Raw genomic sequence first — 17,308 nt, 5'->3', positions numbered from 1 at the left:
AATGCGGTTGGGCGTGAGCTTTCAAGGATAATTTCTTCTGGGGTGAGAAGAGGCTTGTTAGTTGCGCCCTTTTTGGCGGAAGGAGGCACGATATGAACCGTGAGGCAATTAATTATGTAAAAGACGCTGAAGCACGCGCTTCTCAATTACGGAAAGATGCTGATAACGAAATCAAGCAGATCGAAAAAGAAACAGCCCAAGAAGTTGAATCTATTCGAACAGCACTTGAAGCAGAGTTGTCAGAATACAAGTCTGAGCAAGAGCAAATTTACAGTAGTAAATTAGAGAAAGACAAAGCTGAAATGGATGAATCCGCTAGTAGAGAAGCAGAGCGGTTCGAACAGGCTTATCAAGAGAACAAAAATGCTCTAGCCAATCGAATAGCAGAGGAGGTAGTGCGTCGATATGGCAATCGCTAAAATGAAAAAACTGACTTTGATGGCCGAGCAACAGAACAAAGAAACATTGTTGCGTTCTATTCAAGAAATGCAGAGTATCGAAGTCATTTCACTATCGGATGTTTTAGAAGAAGAAATTCTTGATCAGTTTGAAGTCACAGATTCTTACAAAGAAACTGCGGATTTTCAAACAAAAATTCAAGATATTGAGCACGCAATCACTTTTGTTAACAAGTATGTTCCTCAACCTGGAACGATTGAAAAATTAAAGACAAAGCGTGATGTTTTCTCTTTGGAAGAATTGGAGAGCCATGTTTCAAACGTAGACGTGGATGATTTAATCGACAAAGTGAATTCAAGAGAACAAAAGTTGAATCAGATTGAAGAGCAGAAAAAGGCTCTTCAAGAAGAAGAATCATTTTTAAGAAAATGGCGAGGACTTAATTTCCTTCCTCAAGAAGTTAAAGGACTTAAGTTGTTGAATGTTCACATCGGAACAGTTGATAATGAACATGCACCTTTATTAACCCAAGGATTAGATGAGTTAGCTACTGTATACTTTGAAGAAATTTATAGTAGACAAGATGAATCTGCTTATATGATCATTGTTCCAAAGGATAATGAAGAAGCTTTCAGTAAACTCGTTGTAGAATTAAGTTTCAGAGAACTAAAATACACGTATGACCTGTTACCGGAAGATGCATTATATGCTAATTTAAATGCTCAAAAAGGGTTACGTGAAGAAGAATCGGCTGCTAAAAAAGAAATGAAAGAGTGGAAACCACTTGTTAAAGATCTTGAATTAGCAGAAGAATACTACTATAATCTCGGACAAAGAGATTTAGCTAAAGACTTGGTTTTAAATAGTGAACACCTATTTATTGCTAGTGGATGGATTGAAGAAGAAAAAGTTGATTTGTTGAAAAATACTCTTCATTCTGAAATTGGAGAAGATAGTATTGTTGTTATGACAGATGATGTGAAAATGGAAGAATTCAACCAGGTTCCAATCGTTTTGAAAAATAGCAACTTGATCAAACCATTCGAATTGATTACTGAGATGTTCAGTTTGCCAAAATACAATGAAGTCGATCCAACACCACTTATGTTCCCGTTCTTCATGATTTTCTTCGGTATGATCGGAGCAGATTTAGGATATGGAGTTTTACTTGGACTCGTTACTTTCGTCGCATTGAAATTTTTCAGTGTAGAAGGCTCTACGAGAAGATTTATGAAATTTCTTCATATACTATCGTATCCGACTATGGTATTCGGATTGTTTTTCGGAAGTTTCTTCGGAATATCGTTACCGTTCCATGTACTCTCGTTGCAAGATAATGTTATCGAAGTTATGATTTTATCAGTTGCTCTGGGTGTAGTCCAATTGATTTTTGGGTTAGTTATGAACGGAATTATCAAAAATCGTCAAGGACAAAGAGCTTCTAGTTATGTAGATGGTTATGCTTGGGCAATGATGCTACTAGGACTTGTAGTTTATGTTTTAGGCTCAATGGTCTTCAATATACCAATCGTTTCTCAAGTTGGTCTTGGTTTAACATTGATTAATGTTGTAGGGATTATTGTCGTTTCAACAATCTCTAGTAAAAACAAGGGACTTGGATTTGGATTGGGATTATACAACTTGTACGGTGTTACTGGTTACGTCGGAGACGTCGTTAGTTATACTCGTTTAATGGCGTTGGGTGTAGCAAGTGCGAATATCGCAATGGCCTTTAACTTGATTATCGGATTCTTGCCACCACTGTTCAGATTCACAATCGGTGTAGTATTGATTATCGCTCTTCAAGGAATGAATATTGCATTATCATTCTTAAGTGCATATGTCCATTCATCAAGATTACAATACGTGGAATTTTTCGGTAAATTCTTCGAGGGTGGCGGTAAGCCATTAACCCCTCTTAAAACACTTGAAAAACACATTTGGTTAAAAAAAGAAACTAATTAAATTAATGGAGGAATAATATAATGGAATTTTTACAAACACTTTTAGGGGACAACATGGGTCAAATTTTTGCTGGATTAGGAATAGCTATGGCTGTTATCTTTTCAGGTATCGGATCTTCACGCGGGGTAGCAACTGCCGGTGAAGCTGCAGCAGCGTTAACAAAAGAACAACCAGAATCATTTGGTCGTGCATTAGTACTACAAATGCTACCAGCAACACAAGGTCTTTACGGTTTCGTTATCGGGTTCTTGATTTTCCTACAAATCACTCCTGAATTAGCAGTATCAGAAGGTTGGTACCTGTTTATGGCTGGATTACCAGTAGCATTTACATGTCTTTCTTCAGGTGGTAACCAAGGTCGCGTTTCTGCAGCAGCTATGCAAATCTTAGCTCAAAAACCAGAACACACTACTAAAGGTATCATCTACTCAGCAATGGTTGAGACTTATGCAATCTTAGGATTCGTTATTTCCTTAGTAATGATCATCTTATAATAAAAATAGAATCACTTCTTTAATAGAGTAAAGATCGTATTGAACGGAATCTTTACTCTATACTGAAAGAAGAAATACTAAGGAGGTTCAGTATGGCGGATTTAAAATTATTAACAGAAAAAGTTATTGAAAAAGAAAAAGTAGCTATTCGTCAACGTGTTGAAGAAGCACGCAAAAACGCTGAGGATGAAGTCCAAGCAGCTCGCGCCAAAGCAGAACAAGATAAAATTGCGCGCAAGCAAACAATTGACGAAAATGCACAACAAAACTATACAATTCGTAATAATACGCTTGAGATTCAAAAAAGAAATGACGTCTTATCTGCTAAACAAGCGATTCTTTCGCGTGTTTTGGAAGATGCTAAAGTTGAGTTAGATCAAATTAACGAAGCGGATTTCAAACAATTTACAAAAGATGTTATTTCTCAATTCCAATCAGAAAATAAAGTAACCATTGTACTAGGCTCTAAAACAGCAGGTTTAATCGACCAAGCATGGTTGGAAAGTGTAACTGGCTCATCAATTGAAGCGACTCTTTCAAACGAGACGGTTAAAAATGAAGCTGGATTGCTAGTACAGATACAAAGTATTGAATACAACTTCTTATTCGATGCATTAATTGAAGATGCAAGATCAGAAATTGTACCGATCATAACTAAAGAATTATTTGTTTAAGGAGGAGAAAAACTTGAAAGATACCGCTTATGGTTCAAGTAATGTACTCATTCGTGTGTATGAAAATAACCTCCTTAATCGGGGACATTATGACCGTATGCTGGCAGCAGATTCATTTGAAGACGCTGTAAATGTACTACGTGAAACCCCATATAGAAATGATGTTGATCGAATAAAAGAGGATAAAGATTATGACACCATGCTAATGAATGAGTTACATCAAACATTTGATGAGTTATTTAAAATCTCACCGAATAAAGCTCTAGTAGAAGTTTTCGGTTTACGTTATGCATACCATAATCTAAAAGTGTTATTCAAAGAGGAGTTCACAGAACAAGATTTGGATCACCTGTTTATCCCAATCGGACGTTACGATATCTCTGAATTGAGACAAGCCGTTAGAACAGGAGCTTCAGACGTTCTTCCTCAACCTTACTTGGATAGTATAAATGAAGTACAAATGGACTACGATGAGTACCAGAATACTCAGTCAATAGATATTATTTTAGATCGTCGGTTCTTCAGTCATATGCGTATACTTGCTGATGAAACTGGTGAGCAAGGTATACCAGAAATGGTTGAGACTTTTATCGATTTTCAGAATTTATCTACACTGACTCGAGCAATGAAACAAAACAGAACACGTAACTTCTTGGTTACGATTTTGTCTAGCTCTGGTTCTATTCCAAAGGCTGATCTTGTGGATATTGCGAACAAAGATATGAGTACGGCTGCCAATACTTTGAAAAATACTAAGTATAAATCAATTATTGAAGCATCTGTTGACTCTGATACAAACGAGATTTCACCAGTTAAGCTGGACTTTGAAATTGATAATGCCTATATGAAAATGATGCAAGATGCTAAATTGAAGTCTTTCGGTCCTTTACCGATTGCAGCTTTTATTTACGCAAAAGAAACTGAAGTCAAAAATCTACGTCTCATACTTTCTGGTAAGGAAAACGGCGTTTCTGCCGATGGAATTAGAGAAAGGATGCGATTAAATTATGCCTAGCAAAATTGGTGTTGTTGGAGACAGAGAATCTGTATTAGCGTTTAAAATGCTTGGATTTGATGTATATTTTGCTTCAGAAGCAAAAGAGACCAGACGTACGATTGATAAACTCGCAGACCAGAAATACGGGGTTATTTATTTAACTGAGCAATTGGCAGAACTGATCCCAGATACGATAAGAAGATATGATGCTAAGTTAACACCTGCCATCATTTTGATCCCGAATCATGCTGGTTCACGCGGCATTGGGAAGAAACGTGTCCAAGAAAACGTCGAAAAAGCTGTGGGTCAAAATATTTTATAGGAGGGTACGAATTTGAGTAACGGAACAATCGTTAGTGTTTCCGGACCTTTAGTTACGGCTAAAGATATGGAATCAGCTAATATACAAGATATTTGCCGAGTAGGTAATTTAGGATTGATTGGTGAAATCATTGAGATGCGAGGAGATGTTGCATCTATTCAGGTATATGAAGAGACTTCAATGGTTGGACCTGGTGAAAAAGTTGAAACAACTGGAGAACCATTGTCAGTTGAGCTTGCGCCGGGAATGATTGCACAAATGTTTGATGGTATTCAACGACCATTAGATGAATTTATGGATAAAACGCAAAGTAACTTCTTGGAACGTGGTATGGAAATCAAGCCACTGAATAGAGATAAAGAATGGGAATTCACAGCTACAGCCGAAGTAGGAACTAAAGTTGTTGCTGGAGACATTTTAGGTACTGTTCAAGAGACTAGTGTATTAGAACACAGAATCATGGTACCAAATGGTATCAGCGGAACAGTTAAATCAATTACTAGTGGAACGTACAAACTTACAGATCCACTATATGTTATTGAAACTGAAAATGGTGACAAAGAATTCACAATGATCCAAAAATGGCCCGTTCGACGTGGTCGTCCAATTCAACGTAAATTAAATCCAGTTGAACCATTAATTACTGGACAACGTGTTATTGATACACTATTCCCTGTTGCAAAAGGTGGAGCAGCTGCAGTTCCTGGACCATTTGGTGCCGGAAAAACAGTTGTACAACACCAAATCGCTAAATGGGCAGATGTAGATTTAGTTGTTTATGTTGGTTGTGGAGAACGTGGTAATGAAATGACGGACGTTATCAACGAGTTCCCTGAATTGATTGATCCTAATACTGGAAAATCAATCATGGAGAGAACAGTATTGATTGCGAATACTTCTAACATGCCAGTTGCGGCACGTGAGGCTTCTATCTATACAGGTATCACAATCGCTGAATACTTCCGTGATATGGGCTATTCAGTCGCAATCATGGCTGATTCAACTTCTCGTTGGGCAGAAGCACTTCGTGAAATGTCTGGTCGTCTAGAAGAGATGCCTGGGGATGAAGGATATCCAGCATATCTAGGTAGTCGTCTAGCTGAATACTATGAAAGAGCTGGTAAAGTTGTTTCTTTAGGTTCTACAGGACGTGAAGGATCAATCACAGCTATCGGAGCCGTTTCACCTCCAGGTGGAGATACTTCAGAGCCCGTTACACAAAATACTTTACGTGTAGCTAAAGTTTACTGGGGTCTTGATTCATCACTTGCACAAAGACGTCACTTCCCATCAATCAACTGGTTAAGCTCGTATTCATTATATTCAAATGAAATGAATGAATACGTTGGTAATAAACTGAATGTTGACTGGAATGGTAAAGTTACACGAGTGAAATCTTTACTACAAGACGAGTCAGAACTTCAAGAAATTGTTCGTTTAGTTGGGGTTGAGTCTCTATCTGAGAAAGACAGACTGAAATTAGTTGTTGCTCGAATGATTCGTGAAGATTTCCTACAACAAAATGCGTTTGATGATGTTGATACGTATACTTCTCGTGAGAAACAATTTGAAATGATTGAAACGATTCTCGATTTCCAAGATAAAGCTCTACGTGCAATGGACTTAGGTGCTTATTATGACGAAATTAATGAGGGTACTGAAGAAATCCGTGAAAGAATCGGACGTTCTAAATTTATCCCTGAAGAAGAACTTTCTCGTTTCGCTGATATTCGTAAACAAACAGAAGAAACGATTCAAAAGGTTATTGAAAAAGGTGGTGTAGAGTCAGATGCTTAAAGAGTATAAAACAGTTTCCGAAATAGTCGGACCCTTAATGACCGTTACCGGTGTTGAAGGTGTTAAATATGATGAACTTGTTGATATTGAACTTCAAGACGGCACTAGAAGACGTGGACAAGTACTTGAAATTAACGGTGAGAATGCTGTTGTTCAATTATTCGAAGGGTCAACTGGTATTAACTTGAAAGATACTAAAGTACGTTTTTTAGGTAGACCTCTATCATTAGACGTATCTGAAGACATGATTGGTCGTACGTTTGACGGAATGGGCCGAGTAAATGATGGCGGACCAGACCTTATCCCTGAAAAAAGTTTAGATATCAATGGTATTGCAATCAACCCGATTGCACGTAACTATCCAGATGAATTTATTCAAACAGGTATATCAACGATTGATCATTTGAACACTTTGGTTCGTGGACAAAAACTACCTGTGTTTTCTGCATCTGGTTTACCACACAAAGAGCTTGCGGCTCAAATCGCTAGACAAGCAAGTGTTACAAACTCTGATGACAAATTTGCCGTTGTATTTGCTGCAATTGGTATTACGTTTGAAGAAGCTGAATTCTTCATGGAAGATTTCAAGAAAACCGGCGCAATCGATCGTTCAGTATTATTCGTCAACTTGGCAGATGATCCTGCGATCGAACGTATCGCAACACCTCGTATGGCACTAACAGCTGCTGAGTATTTAGCGTTTGAGAAAGATATGCACGTTTTAGTTATCATGACTGACATGACAAACTATGCGGAAGCACTTCGTGAAATCTCTGCCGCTAGACGTGAAGTTCCTGGTCGTCGTGGATATCCTGGTTACTTGTATACCAACTTAGCGACATTATATGAGCGTGCTGGACGTCTGGAAGGATCTAAAGGATCTGTTACTCAGATTCCAATCCTGACAATGCCCGAAGAAGATATCACGCACCCGATTCCCGATTTAACGGGTTACATCACAGAAGGACAAATCATTCTGTCTCGTGACCTATTCAACCAAGGGTATCAGCCACCAATCGATGTATTGCCTTCTCTTTCTCGTTTGAAAGATAAAGGTACAGGCGAAGGTAAGACACGTGAAGACCACTCAGCTACAATGAACCAGATTTTCTCTGCTTATGCACAAGGTAAAGAAGCGAAAGAATTATCTGCAGTACTTGGGGAAGCTGCTTTGTCTAAAAGTGACCGTAGTTATGTTGAATTTACGAACAAATTCGAGAAAGAATACGTAAATCAAGGTAACTATGCAAACCGTTCAATTCAAGAAACACTTGATTTAGGATGGGACTTACTGAAAGTCTTGCCACGTGGTGAACTGAAACGTATCAAGGATGATATGCTGGATAAATATTTACCAAAAGGAGAGTGAGGTAAATGGCTAAATTAAATGTCAACCCCACTCGAATGGAACTATCAAACCTTAAAGATCGTCTTTCGTTAGCTTCTAGAGGACATAAACTCCTCAAAGATAAGCAAGATGAACTGATGAGACGTTTCATTACGTTGATTCGTCAAAACAATGAATTGCGTATCGAAGTGGAAGAAAAATTATCTAAAGCTATGCAATCTTTTGCGATGGCTAAGTCACTTGTTCATGAAAACTTCATTGAAGAGCTTATGGCAGTGCCTACTCAAAGCGTTAATCTAAATATTGACCAGAAAAATATCATGAGTGTTCGAGTTCCTCAAATGCATTTTCAATATGATGACAATGCTGGGGATCCAAAAGACTTAAGTTATGGATATCTGAATTCCAATGGTGAATTAGATCTGACCTTTGAATATCTGGTTGAAGTTATGCCAGACATGCTAGAGTTAGCTGAAATTGAAAAAACTTGTCAATTGATGGCTGATGAAATTGAGAAAACTAGACGTCGTGTAAATGCACTTGAATTCATGACGATTCCACAACTTGAAGAAACTATTTACTTTATTCAAATGAAACTTGATGAAGCAGAACGTGCTTCTATCACTCGTTTGATGAAAGTAAAAGACATGGGTTAATGGATATGGAAAGCACCGATACTTGGTATTGGTGCTTTTTTTATTTGAAGTGATTAAAGTTGTCAAAAATCTTAACAGATTGTACTATGAATAAGAATGATCTGACTGATTAGGAGGCACTACAATTGATTGAAAATTTTTTCGATTTAAAAGAAAATGAAAAAAGTGCACTTGTTCTAGGAGGTGGGGGTGCAAGAGGTTCTTTCGAGATTGGTGTTTGGAAAGCTTTAAAAGAATTAAATTTTGTTCCAGATATTATCACTGGAACATCAGTAGGCGCTTTAAACGGAGCTTTAATGCTGCAAGGCAATGTTGAAGAGGCTGAAACCATGTGGAAAGATATCGAAGGATCATCAATTTTAGACTATGAATTTCCTTTAAGTATTGATAGTTTCAATGATTATCAAAGAACATTAGGCGGCTTCTTTATCAAAGCTATTGGCTCCAAAGGATTGAGTTCAGCCCCTTTGAAAGAACTCATTAGCGAATATATTACTGATGAATCAGCCATACGCAAATCTCCCATTGATTTTGGGCTATCAGTAACGAATGATGATACTGGGGAAATAGAATTCTTCTATTTAAAAGATATACCTGAAAATCGTTTGAAAGATTACCTGTTAGCCAGTGCTTCATTGTATCCCGCAATGGAAAAAACCATTATTGATGGTACGGCATATATGGATGGAGGCTATAAAAACAATATACCCTATGAGATGGTTATAGATAGAAAGCCAGATAAAATGATTGTTGTAGATTTACAAGGTCCCGGTCTTTTTAGCGTTGACCACAGAGTAGATAGTGTTCCAACTAAATGGGTTCGAACGCAGTGGTCGTTGGGGGATTTGCTTTTGTTTAATAAAAAAAGAACCTCATTGAATATTGAGTTAGGTTACTTAGAAACAATGAAACTTTCTAATCGATTTAAAGGATTCTGGTATACTTTTGAAACAGACAGTATCGAGGAAGATTACCGTGCTTTCTATCAATCTCTAAATAAAATCATGCAAGGAAAAGATTTTGATGGTTTAGAAGACTTTCTTGAAGATGAAGAATATCAGATAAATATGGTTGGAGAGATATCAAGTAAGTGGAACAAAGAAGTCACTTACGAGACACTTCCATTAGCAATGATGGAACTGGCTGGAAAGTGTTTTAGATTATTGCCCGAAGAAGCATATAAAGCTGAAGCTTTTCAGAGAGAAATTTTGGATAGGATGCAGACTCTAAATAACGAAGGGTCTTTTAGTGAGCTTGCACCCGAATTTCACTTAAGTGGAAAAGAATGGGCAGAAAAGATTAAAGAAAACGTTCCTTTTGTATCTGATCGTCAAATGACTTTGTTTATCTACAATACACTCAAAAATTCCACTAGCGATCTTTCAAATATTTTATCCAAATTAGTAGCTACTATCAAACCATTTCCTTTTATGCTGGCACTTTATATGCTTTACCTCGAAGAGAAATTCAGTCATTAAATAAAATAACTAAAAAAATTCCCAAAAATTTCCTATTATGTGGTAATATTGAGGATAAGGGTTCAAACGAGAGAAATGTTTTGGGAAGGAAGTAGTAATGACTGATCGAGGATTATTGATTGTTCTATCTGGGCCGTCAGGAGTAGGCAAGGGAACAGTTAGAAAAGCCATTTTTGATAATTATAATAATGATTTTGTATACTCTGTTTCAATGACTACTAGAATGCAAAGAACAGGCGAAGTAGAAGCGGTAGACTACTATTTTCGTACGAAAGAACAATTTGAACAATTGATTCAAGAAGACGGATTACTTGAATATGCAGAATACGTCGGTAATTATTATGGGACACCTTTAGAATATGTCAATAAAACACTAGATGAAGGCAGAGATGTTTTTCTAGAGATTGAAGTACAAGGAGCACTGAAAGTCAGAGAAAAAATGCCGGAAGGTATTTTCGTGTTCTTATCACCACCTGATCTTGAAGAACTGAACTCGCGTATTGTCAACCGCGGAACAGATAGTCATGAGATGATTCAAAAGCGTATGACAAAAGCGGTGGAAGAATTAAAACTGATTCAGTACTATGATTATGTGGTAGAAAATGATACAGTTAATAATGCAGCTAGAAAAATTCGAAATATCATTGAAAGTGAACATCTTAAGGTTACACGCAATTTAAAAGAGTTTGCAGAAATTATAGAGGAGATGGAATAATATGTTATTATATCCTTCACAAGATAAATTATTAGACAAAATCGATTCAAAATATTCATTGGTTATACTTGCTTCTAAAAGAGCTAAAGAAATGCAACATAGCCACAATGTAGATTTGTTAGACGATTATCAGTCTATTAAAAATGTAGGTAGAGCTCTTGAAGAAATTGAATCTGGAGATATCGTTCTAGATCCCGAAAGTATCCAACACTAAACGAGTACAAATTAACAAAACCTCTGCGGGTATTGTGTTATTGTAGAAAAGGAACCTTCTTATCTGCAATAAACACTGGCAGAGGTTTTTTTATGAGTAGCCAGTTTACATCTATTGTTGAGAGTAAATGGAGGTCTTAAAGACTTTCGTTCTATTTCTTGGTAAAATAATCTTATTAGATAAGTGAGGATGTGTAGATCATGAAAGATTTGAAAGTAGCCTTTTATGTAACGGGTGGAATTGCTGTTTACAAATCTATTAGTTTAATGAGAGAATTAATTAAAATGGGCGCTGACGTCCAAGTTGCCATGACCCCTTCAGCAACAGAATTTGTATCCCCATTGACATTTCAAGTATTGAGCAAGCATGCCGTTCATATAGATACCTTTTCAGAAGAAGATCCGCACTACGTACAGCATATACATTTTGCCGACTGGGCAGATGTTTCTATCGTTGCACCTGCTACAGCCAATACAATTGCAAAACTAGCAAATGGAATGGCTGACAATTTTGTGACTTCAGCATTGTTGGCAACTGTATCACCAATATTTTTAGTTCCAGCAATGAATGAACATATGCTAGAGCATCCAGCGACGCAAAAGAATATTGACACACTGAGAAATCGTCATCATTATGTCATGGAGCCTGAAACAGGTTTTCTCGCAGAAGGCTATAGTGGTAAAGGCAGATTTCCAGAAACAGATGCGATTATTGAAGCGTTAGAAGGATTTTTGATGGAATTCAGAGAAAACTTGCCATTAAAAGGGAAAAAAGTACTGATCACTGCGGGGGGAACGAAGGAAAGAATTGATCCGGTTCGTTTCATCTCAAATGACTCGTCAGGGAAGATGGGACATGCGCTTGCAGAAGCCGCATGGAGTGCAGGCGCAGAAGTGACCTTGATAACGGTGAGCGATTTGCCATCACGCAAACAAATTAATCGAATCCAAATTGATTCTGCTGCACAAATGTATGAAGCCGTTAATCAAATGTTTCAAGAAATAGATGTGCTGATTATGGCGGCTGCTGTTTCAGACTATGCGCCTTTGAAAGTTGAAGAACATAAAATGAAAAAACAAGATCAGTTAACGATTGAATTGAAAAAAAATCCAGATATTTTAAAAGAAATGGGTAAAAAGAAAACAAAACAATTTTTAATTGGATTTGCCGCTGAAACAGAAAACATTGAAACTTATGCTTTGAAAAAGTTGACTGAAAAAAATGCAGATTTAATTGTAGCAAACGATGTGGGTAAAAAAGACAGAGGATTCAATTCCAATCATAATGAAGTCACAATATATTCAGACACTAATCAGCCCGTAACAATCAAATTATCCAAGAAAGCAGAAATTGCTCAAAGTATCATTGAAATACTGATCGAACGTTTAGAATGAAAGGAAGACCAAAATGCCTTACGTAGCCGAAGTGATTGTTGATGTTCCAGTACTGCAAACAAACAGACCGTTTCACTATAAGATTCCTCAAGCGTTCGAACAGCGTTTAGAACCAGGGATGAGAGTAGTGGTTCCATTTGGTAATGGTTCTCGATTAGTACAAGGGTTCGTTACAAATATATTCGAGTCGAGCGATTATGAAGGAAAGCTCAAGGAAATCGATGAGTTGATGGATCTTGCGCCAGTTTTAAAACCGGAATTGATTCAACTTGGCGAATATATGGCTAGAAGTACGTATAGTTTTCAAATCAGTTGTTATCAGACCATGCTTCCTGCAGTACTAAGAGCAAAATACGAAAAAACGGTCACTATTGTCGATGATATCGATGAAGAGTTGTTTTTCGAATTATTCAAAGGTAAAGATACCTTGTCTTGGGAAGAAGTGATTGATCGAAACTTAGTCAAGCAGATGTTGGAACTTAAAGCGGCAGATAAAGTAGAAGTCAATTACAACGTTAAGGATAAGCGTACGAAGAAAACTGTTAAGAAAATCAGATCTGTATCAAATTTTGAACAATTGGAAGAAATACGTGAAACACTTAGACAAAATGCTAAAAAGCAAATTGCTTTGATTAATGTTTTACAATCAATGGAAGAAAATGAATGGGTCGATACGAAGGGGATTAAGGAAGAATATGGAATTTCACTTTCTTCTATCAATGAAGCTCAGAAAAAAGGCTGGCTAGAAATCAAAGATGTTGAGGTTTATCGAGATCCTTTTAAAGATATTACTATAGATAAAAGCCATCATTTGAAGCTTAACGATGAACAGCAAGTAGCCTATGATCAGATATCTAAAAAATTGGACAGCAAAGAACACCAAGTTTTTTTGTTGAAAGGTATAACGGGTAGCGGAAAAACAGAAGTATATCTTCAGACGATTTCAAAGGTTATTGACCAAGATCTGGGAGCATTGATGCTCGTGCCGGAAATTGCATTAACACCTCAAATGGTATACAGATTTAAAAGTCGATTCGGTGAAAAGGTAGCTGTGCTGCACAGTGGACTTTCGGAAGGTGAAAAGTACGATGAATGGCGCAAAATCAATAATGGAGAAGCATCAGTTGTTGTAGGCGCTAGATCCAGTGTATTTGCACCTTTGAAAAAGATTGGCTTGATTATCATTGATGAAGAACATGAAACTAGCTACAAACAAGAAGAAAACCCGAGATACCATGCGAAAGATATTGCAATCTGGCGAGGTGATTTCCACAACTGTCCTGTTATTTTAGGAAGTGCGACGCCATCCTTGGAGTCTAGCGCAAGAGCAAGTAAAGGCGTTTATACTTTACTGGAATTAAATGAACGAGCAAATAAGAAAGCTTTACCAGAAGTAAAAGTCATTGATATGCGAGAAGAAGCCAAAATAGGGAATCGAAGCAACTTCTCAATGGAATTACAGGCAGCTATTAAAGATCGAATAGAGAAAAATGAGCAGGCTGTTTTGATGTTGAATAGGAGAGGGTACTCTTCATTCGTGATGTGTCGAGATTGTGGATTTGTGTTGGAATGCCCGAACTGTGATATTTCGCAGACGCTGCATATGGATACAAAAACCATGAAATGTCATTATTGCGGACATGAAGAAGGTATTCCATCTATCTGTCCAAGTTGTCGTAGTAAGAGTATCCGCTATTTTGGAACTGGAACGCAAAAAGTCCAAGAAGAATTACAAGAACTATTTCCGGATGCTAGAATTCTTAGAATGGATGTAGACACGACAAGAAGAAAAGGCGCTCATGAGCGGTTATTGAATGATTTTGGCGATAAAAAAGCCGATATTTTGCTTGGTACTCAAATGATTGCAAAAGGTCTGGATTTTCCCGATGTTACACTGGTTGGGGTAATTAATGCAGATACATCTCTAGGATTGCCAGATTTTAGATCAGCGGAAAGAACTTTCCAATTACTCACTCAAGTCAGTGGACGAGCAGGTAGAGCTGAAAAAATAGGGAAAGTCTATGTACAGTCATTTAATCCAGATCATTATGCCATTCAATACGCGAAGAGACATGACTATAATGCTTTTTACAAAAGAGAAATGCAGTTGAGGCATATCAGTGATTATAGTCCATACTATTTTCTAGTAAGTATCTCTGTCAGCCATGAAAATGAAATGACTGCCGCAAAAAAAATCGGGGAATTCATTCATTTTATAAAACCGGTGCTGAGCGAAAAGGCGATTGTCTTGGGACCAACACCTAAATCAATTGCTAGAACGCATAATCGCTATCATTTTCAAGCCATTATAAAGTATAAAAAAGAGGCAGCGTTATCTGAAAGATTGCATGAACTATTGATGAACAGTCAAAAAGATCAGGCCAAAGGTCTGTTCGTTTCAATTGATGCGCAACCCATGAACTTCATTTAAAGAAACATTCATTAGGAGGAACACTGTGTATAAAATCGTCTTTATGGGAACCCCTCAGTTCTCAGTCCCTATATTAAAAGCACTATCGGAATCAGAACAAGTTGAGGTTGTTGCTGTCGTTACACAACCAGACAGAAAAGTAGGACGGAAAAAAGTTCTGACACCACCACCCGTCAAAGCTTTGGCGTTAGAACTGGATCTGCCAGTTTACCAGCCGGAAAAATTATCTGGATCTGAAGAAATGCAACAAATCCTCGATTTGAAACCAGATTTATTAATAACTGCGGCTTATGGACAATATGTTCCGACTAAATTGCTTTATACTCCAGAATTCAAATCTATCAATGTTCATGCATCTCTTCTTCCGAAATATCGTGGTGCTGCACCAATCCATTCAGCGATAATCAATGGAGATGATGAAACGGGTGTTACAATCATGTATATGGAGAAAGAAATGGATGCTGGGAATATCATTGCTCAGCAAACAATACCAATCACAAAACAAGATGATGTAGGATCTATGTTTGAAAAATTGAGTCTCTTGGGAAGAGATACTCTCATGGAGATATTACCAGCTATTTTTAATAGAACGAATCCTTCAATTGAGCAAGATCCGAATGAAGTGACGTATGCACCTATGATTCACTCAGAACAGGAAAAAATTGACTTCAATCAAACAGCTGAAGAAATCGACTGTAAAGTTAGAGGGTTGCGACCTTTCCCAGGATCTCATACTTATTTCCAGGGAAAAAGAATGAAAATTTGGTCAGTCAAACCAGTAGAGGGTACAGCTACTAAAAAACCAGGTACGATTGAAGAAATCCAAAAAAATGCCATTGTGGTTGCTTGTGGTTCAAGAACGTTAATTGAACTGATTGAAATCCAACCCTCTGGGAAACCAAAAATGAAAACAAGAGATTACCTTGTTGGCGCAGGTAGTCAACTGAAAGAAGGATGTAAATTTGGCGAATAATACGATTAGAAACAGTAGCCGCTATCTAGCTATGACCATACTTGAAAAAGTGAATACTAAAGGGGCATTCAGTAATATTGTCTTGAATCAGACAATTGAAAAACATGCACTATCAAGAGAAGATAGCAATTTATTAACGGAACTGGTTTATGGTGTGATTCAGAGAAAACGAACGCTGGATTACACATTAGAGCCTTTTCTTGATCAGAAAAAAAAGCTGGAAAACTGGGTACTAGAACTTTTAAGACTTTCAGTTTATCAATTACATTACCTTGAACGCGTTCCAGATCACGCTGTCTTAAATGAAGCGGTGAATATCGCTAAATCCAGAGGACATAAAGGGATTGCTGGACTAGTGAATGGTGTGCTTAGAAACGTACTGAGAAGTGAAAAGCCAGACTTTCTTAAAATTGAAGATCCAGTAAAGAGACTGGGTATCCAGTATAGTCTTCCTGACTGGATGATTGAAAAAAGTATAAATAAAATTGGGATAGAAGAAACAGAAAAATATGCACAATCTCTTTCTGAAAAATCAAAAGTCAGCTTGAGAGTGAATCAGAAACAAATCACGATTGAAGAAGCTATTGAGCAATTGACGGCAGAAGGTTATAGCGTCAAGAGAAGTATCGTATCTCCTCAAGGATTGATTAGTGAAAGTGGGTTGCCTGCAAAATCAGAGTTATTCAAATCTGGTAAACTGACGATTCAAGATGAAAGTTCAATGCTGGTTGCTCCTTCGCTACAATTAGAGCCAGGGGATAAAGTTTTGGATGCTTGCGCAGCGCCTGGTGGTAAGACAACACATATCGCTTCTTATCTAGATGCTCAGCTAGGAGGAGAAGTACTGGCACTTGATCTCCATAAGCATAAAATCAAGCTCATTGAAGACAACGCGAAGAGACAGAACGTAGAAGCCGTCGTTATAGCTAAAAATATAGATGCTCGTAAAATTAGCGAAGAAGTTCAAGCTGAATCATTCGATAAAATACTAGTGGATGCACCTTGTTCCGGTCTAGGTCTGATGAGAAGAAAACCTGAAATCAGATACTCTAAAACAATAGAGGATTTGAAATCTTTGAAAAAAATACAAATCGATCTTTTGACACACATGGCACCTTTATTAAAAGAAAAAGGTCGATTAGTATACAGTACGTGTACCATTACACCCGAAGAAAACGAAGAAGTTATTCAAGCTTTTCTAGAAAAGCATCCTGATTTCAAAGTAGAACCAGTCATTTTAGAAAACAACCAATTAAAATTGGATAGTGACGATATGTTGAGACTTTATCCGCATGAATATCAAACGGATGGTTTCTTTATCTGTTCATTAGTTAAAGATAATTGATACTTGTACATCTAGAAAAAATAAGACATACTACTAGTTAAAAGCACCTATCCAATGATTTGGGTAGGTACATAGAGACCAGAAAAAAGCACTTTATTTATAAATC

The 17,308-nt window shown here is 37.3% G+C and carries 16 protein-coding genes and 1 other annotated feature; all 16 genes read left to right on the top strand.

Translation table 11 applies throughout. The annotated features are described in order from the left end of the window. Positions 1-5: 5 nt before the first annotated feature. Positions 6-52: a sequence feature (sodium ion sensor (DUF1646 type); this cis-regulatory element may regulate processes involved in with the transportation of sodium ions), on the top strand. Between the two features lie 40 nt (positions 53-92). The 16 genes from VXN63_RS03155 to rsmB all read left to right on the top strand — a co-directional run bounded on the left by VXN63_RS03155 (position 93) and on the right by rsmB (position 17,202). Then, positions 93-419, top strand: coding sequence for a hypothetical protein (locus VXN63_RS03155; RefSeq protein WP_327756495.1), 327 nt, complete (start codon positions 93-95; stop codon positions 417-419). After that, positions 406-2,364, top strand: coding sequence for a V-type ATP synthase subunit I (locus tag VXN63_RS03150; protein ID WP_327756494.1), 1,959 nt, complete (start codon positions 406-408; stop codon positions 2,362-2,364). Before VXN63_RS03155 ends, VXN63_RS03150 begins: the two co-directional genes overlap by 14 nt. Before the next feature lie 20 nt (positions 2,365-2,384). Next, on the top strand, positions 2,385-2,858 hold the full coding sequence (locus VXN63_RS03145; protein ID WP_327756493.1) for a V-type ATP synthase subunit K: 474 nt from the start codon (positions 2,385-2,387) through the stop codon (positions 2,856-2,858). Between the two features lie 92 nt (positions 2,859-2,950). After that, positions 2,951-3,532: a V-type ATP synthase subunit E family protein gene (locus tag VXN63_RS03140; RefSeq protein ID WP_327756492.1), complete on the top strand. Its 582-nt coding sequence runs from the start codon at positions 2,951-2,953 to the stop codon at positions 3,530-3,532. Positions 3,533-3,545: 13 nt separating this feature from the next. Continuing rightward, positions 3,546-4,547: a V-type ATP synthase subunit C gene (locus tag VXN63_RS03135; protein WP_327756491.1), complete on the top strand. Its 1,002-nt coding sequence runs from the start codon at positions 3,546-3,548 to the stop codon at positions 4,545-4,547. Then, complete coding sequence (locus tag VXN63_RS03130) at positions 4,540-4,851, top strand: V-type ATP synthase subunit F (protein ID WP_225744234.1); 312 nt, start codon at positions 4,540-4,542, stop codon at positions 4,849-4,851. Before VXN63_RS03135 ends, VXN63_RS03130 begins: the two co-directional genes overlap by 8 nt. Positions 4,852-4,863: 12 nt before the next feature. Further along, the gene (locus tag VXN63_RS03125) at positions 4,864-6,648 is read left to right on the top strand and encodes a V-type ATP synthase subunit A (protein ID WP_327756490.1); all 1,785 of its coding nucleotides are present in this window, start codon (positions 4,864-4,866) and stop codon (positions 6,646-6,648) included. After that, positions 6,641-8,017 carry a V-type ATP synthase subunit B gene (locus VXN63_RS03120; RefSeq protein WP_225744232.1) on the top strand — a complete coding sequence of 459 codons (1,377 nt, stop codon included), beginning with the start codon at positions 6,641-6,643 and terminating at the stop codon, positions 8,015-8,017. The genes VXN63_RS03125 and VXN63_RS03120 overlap by 8 nt, the downstream gene beginning before the upstream one ends. A gap of 5 nt (positions 8,018-8,022) precedes the next feature. After that, a complete protein-coding gene (locus tag VXN63_RS03115) occupies positions 8,023-8,652 on the top strand; it encodes a V-type ATP synthase subunit D (protein ID WP_225744231.1) in 630 nt (209 codons plus the stop codon). A 125-nt stretch (positions 8,653-8,777) separates the two neighbouring features. Then, positions 8,778-10,130, top strand: a complete 1,353-nt coding sequence (locus VXN63_RS03110; RefSeq protein ID WP_327756489.1) for a patatin-like phospholipase family protein — start codon at positions 8,778-8,780, stop codon at positions 10,128-10,130. A 97-nt stretch (positions 10,131-10,227) separates the two neighbouring features. Next, complete coding sequence (gmk, locus tag VXN63_RS03105; RefSeq protein WP_327756488.1) at positions 10,228-10,845, top strand: guanylate kinase; 618 nt, start codon at positions 10,228-10,230, stop codon at positions 10,843-10,845. Position 10,846: 1 nt separating this feature from the next. Then, positions 10,847-11,059 carry a DNA-directed RNA polymerase subunit omega gene (gene rpoZ / locus VXN63_RS03100; protein WP_327756487.1) on the top strand — a complete coding sequence of 71 codons (213 nt, stop codon included), beginning with the start codon at positions 10,847-10,849 and terminating at the stop codon, positions 11,057-11,059. A 200-nt stretch (positions 11,060-11,259) separates the two neighbouring features. After that, positions 11,260-12,453: a bifunctional phosphopantothenoylcysteine decarboxylase/phosphopantothenate--cysteine ligase CoaBC gene (gene coaBC, locus VXN63_RS03095; protein ID WP_327756486.1), complete on the top strand. Its 1,194-nt coding sequence runs from the start codon at positions 11,260-11,262 to the stop codon at positions 12,451-12,453. Positions 12,454-12,466: 13 nt separating this feature from the next. Further along, a complete protein-coding gene (priA, locus tag VXN63_RS03090; RefSeq protein ID WP_327756485.1) occupies positions 12,467-14,884 on the top strand; it encodes a primosomal protein N' in 2,418 nt (805 codons plus the stop codon). 25 nt (positions 14,885-14,909) lie between these two features. After that, the gene (fmt, locus tag VXN63_RS03085; protein ID WP_327756484.1) at positions 14,910-15,857 is read left to right on the top strand and encodes a methionyl-tRNA formyltransferase; all 948 of its coding nucleotides are present in this window, start codon (positions 14,910-14,912) and stop codon (positions 15,855-15,857) included. Next, positions 15,847-17,202, top strand: coding sequence for a 16S rRNA (cytosine(967)-C(5))-methyltransferase RsmB (gene rsmB / locus VXN63_RS03080; protein ID WP_327756483.1), 1,356 nt, complete (start codon positions 15,847-15,849; stop codon positions 17,200-17,202). The genes fmt and rsmB overlap by 11 nt, the downstream gene beginning before the upstream one ends. The last annotated feature ends 106 nt before the right edge of the window (positions 17,203-17,308 follow it).

Source organism: Marinilactibacillus sp. XAAS-LB27, assembly GCF_036039175.1.
In the GTDB taxonomy this organism is placed as follows: Bacteria; Bacillota; Bacilli; order Lactobacillales; family Carnobacteriaceae_A; genus Marinilactibacillus.
Note: the sequence above shows the minus strand (reverse complement) of the source record. Positions and strands in the feature narration are given on the sequence as shown.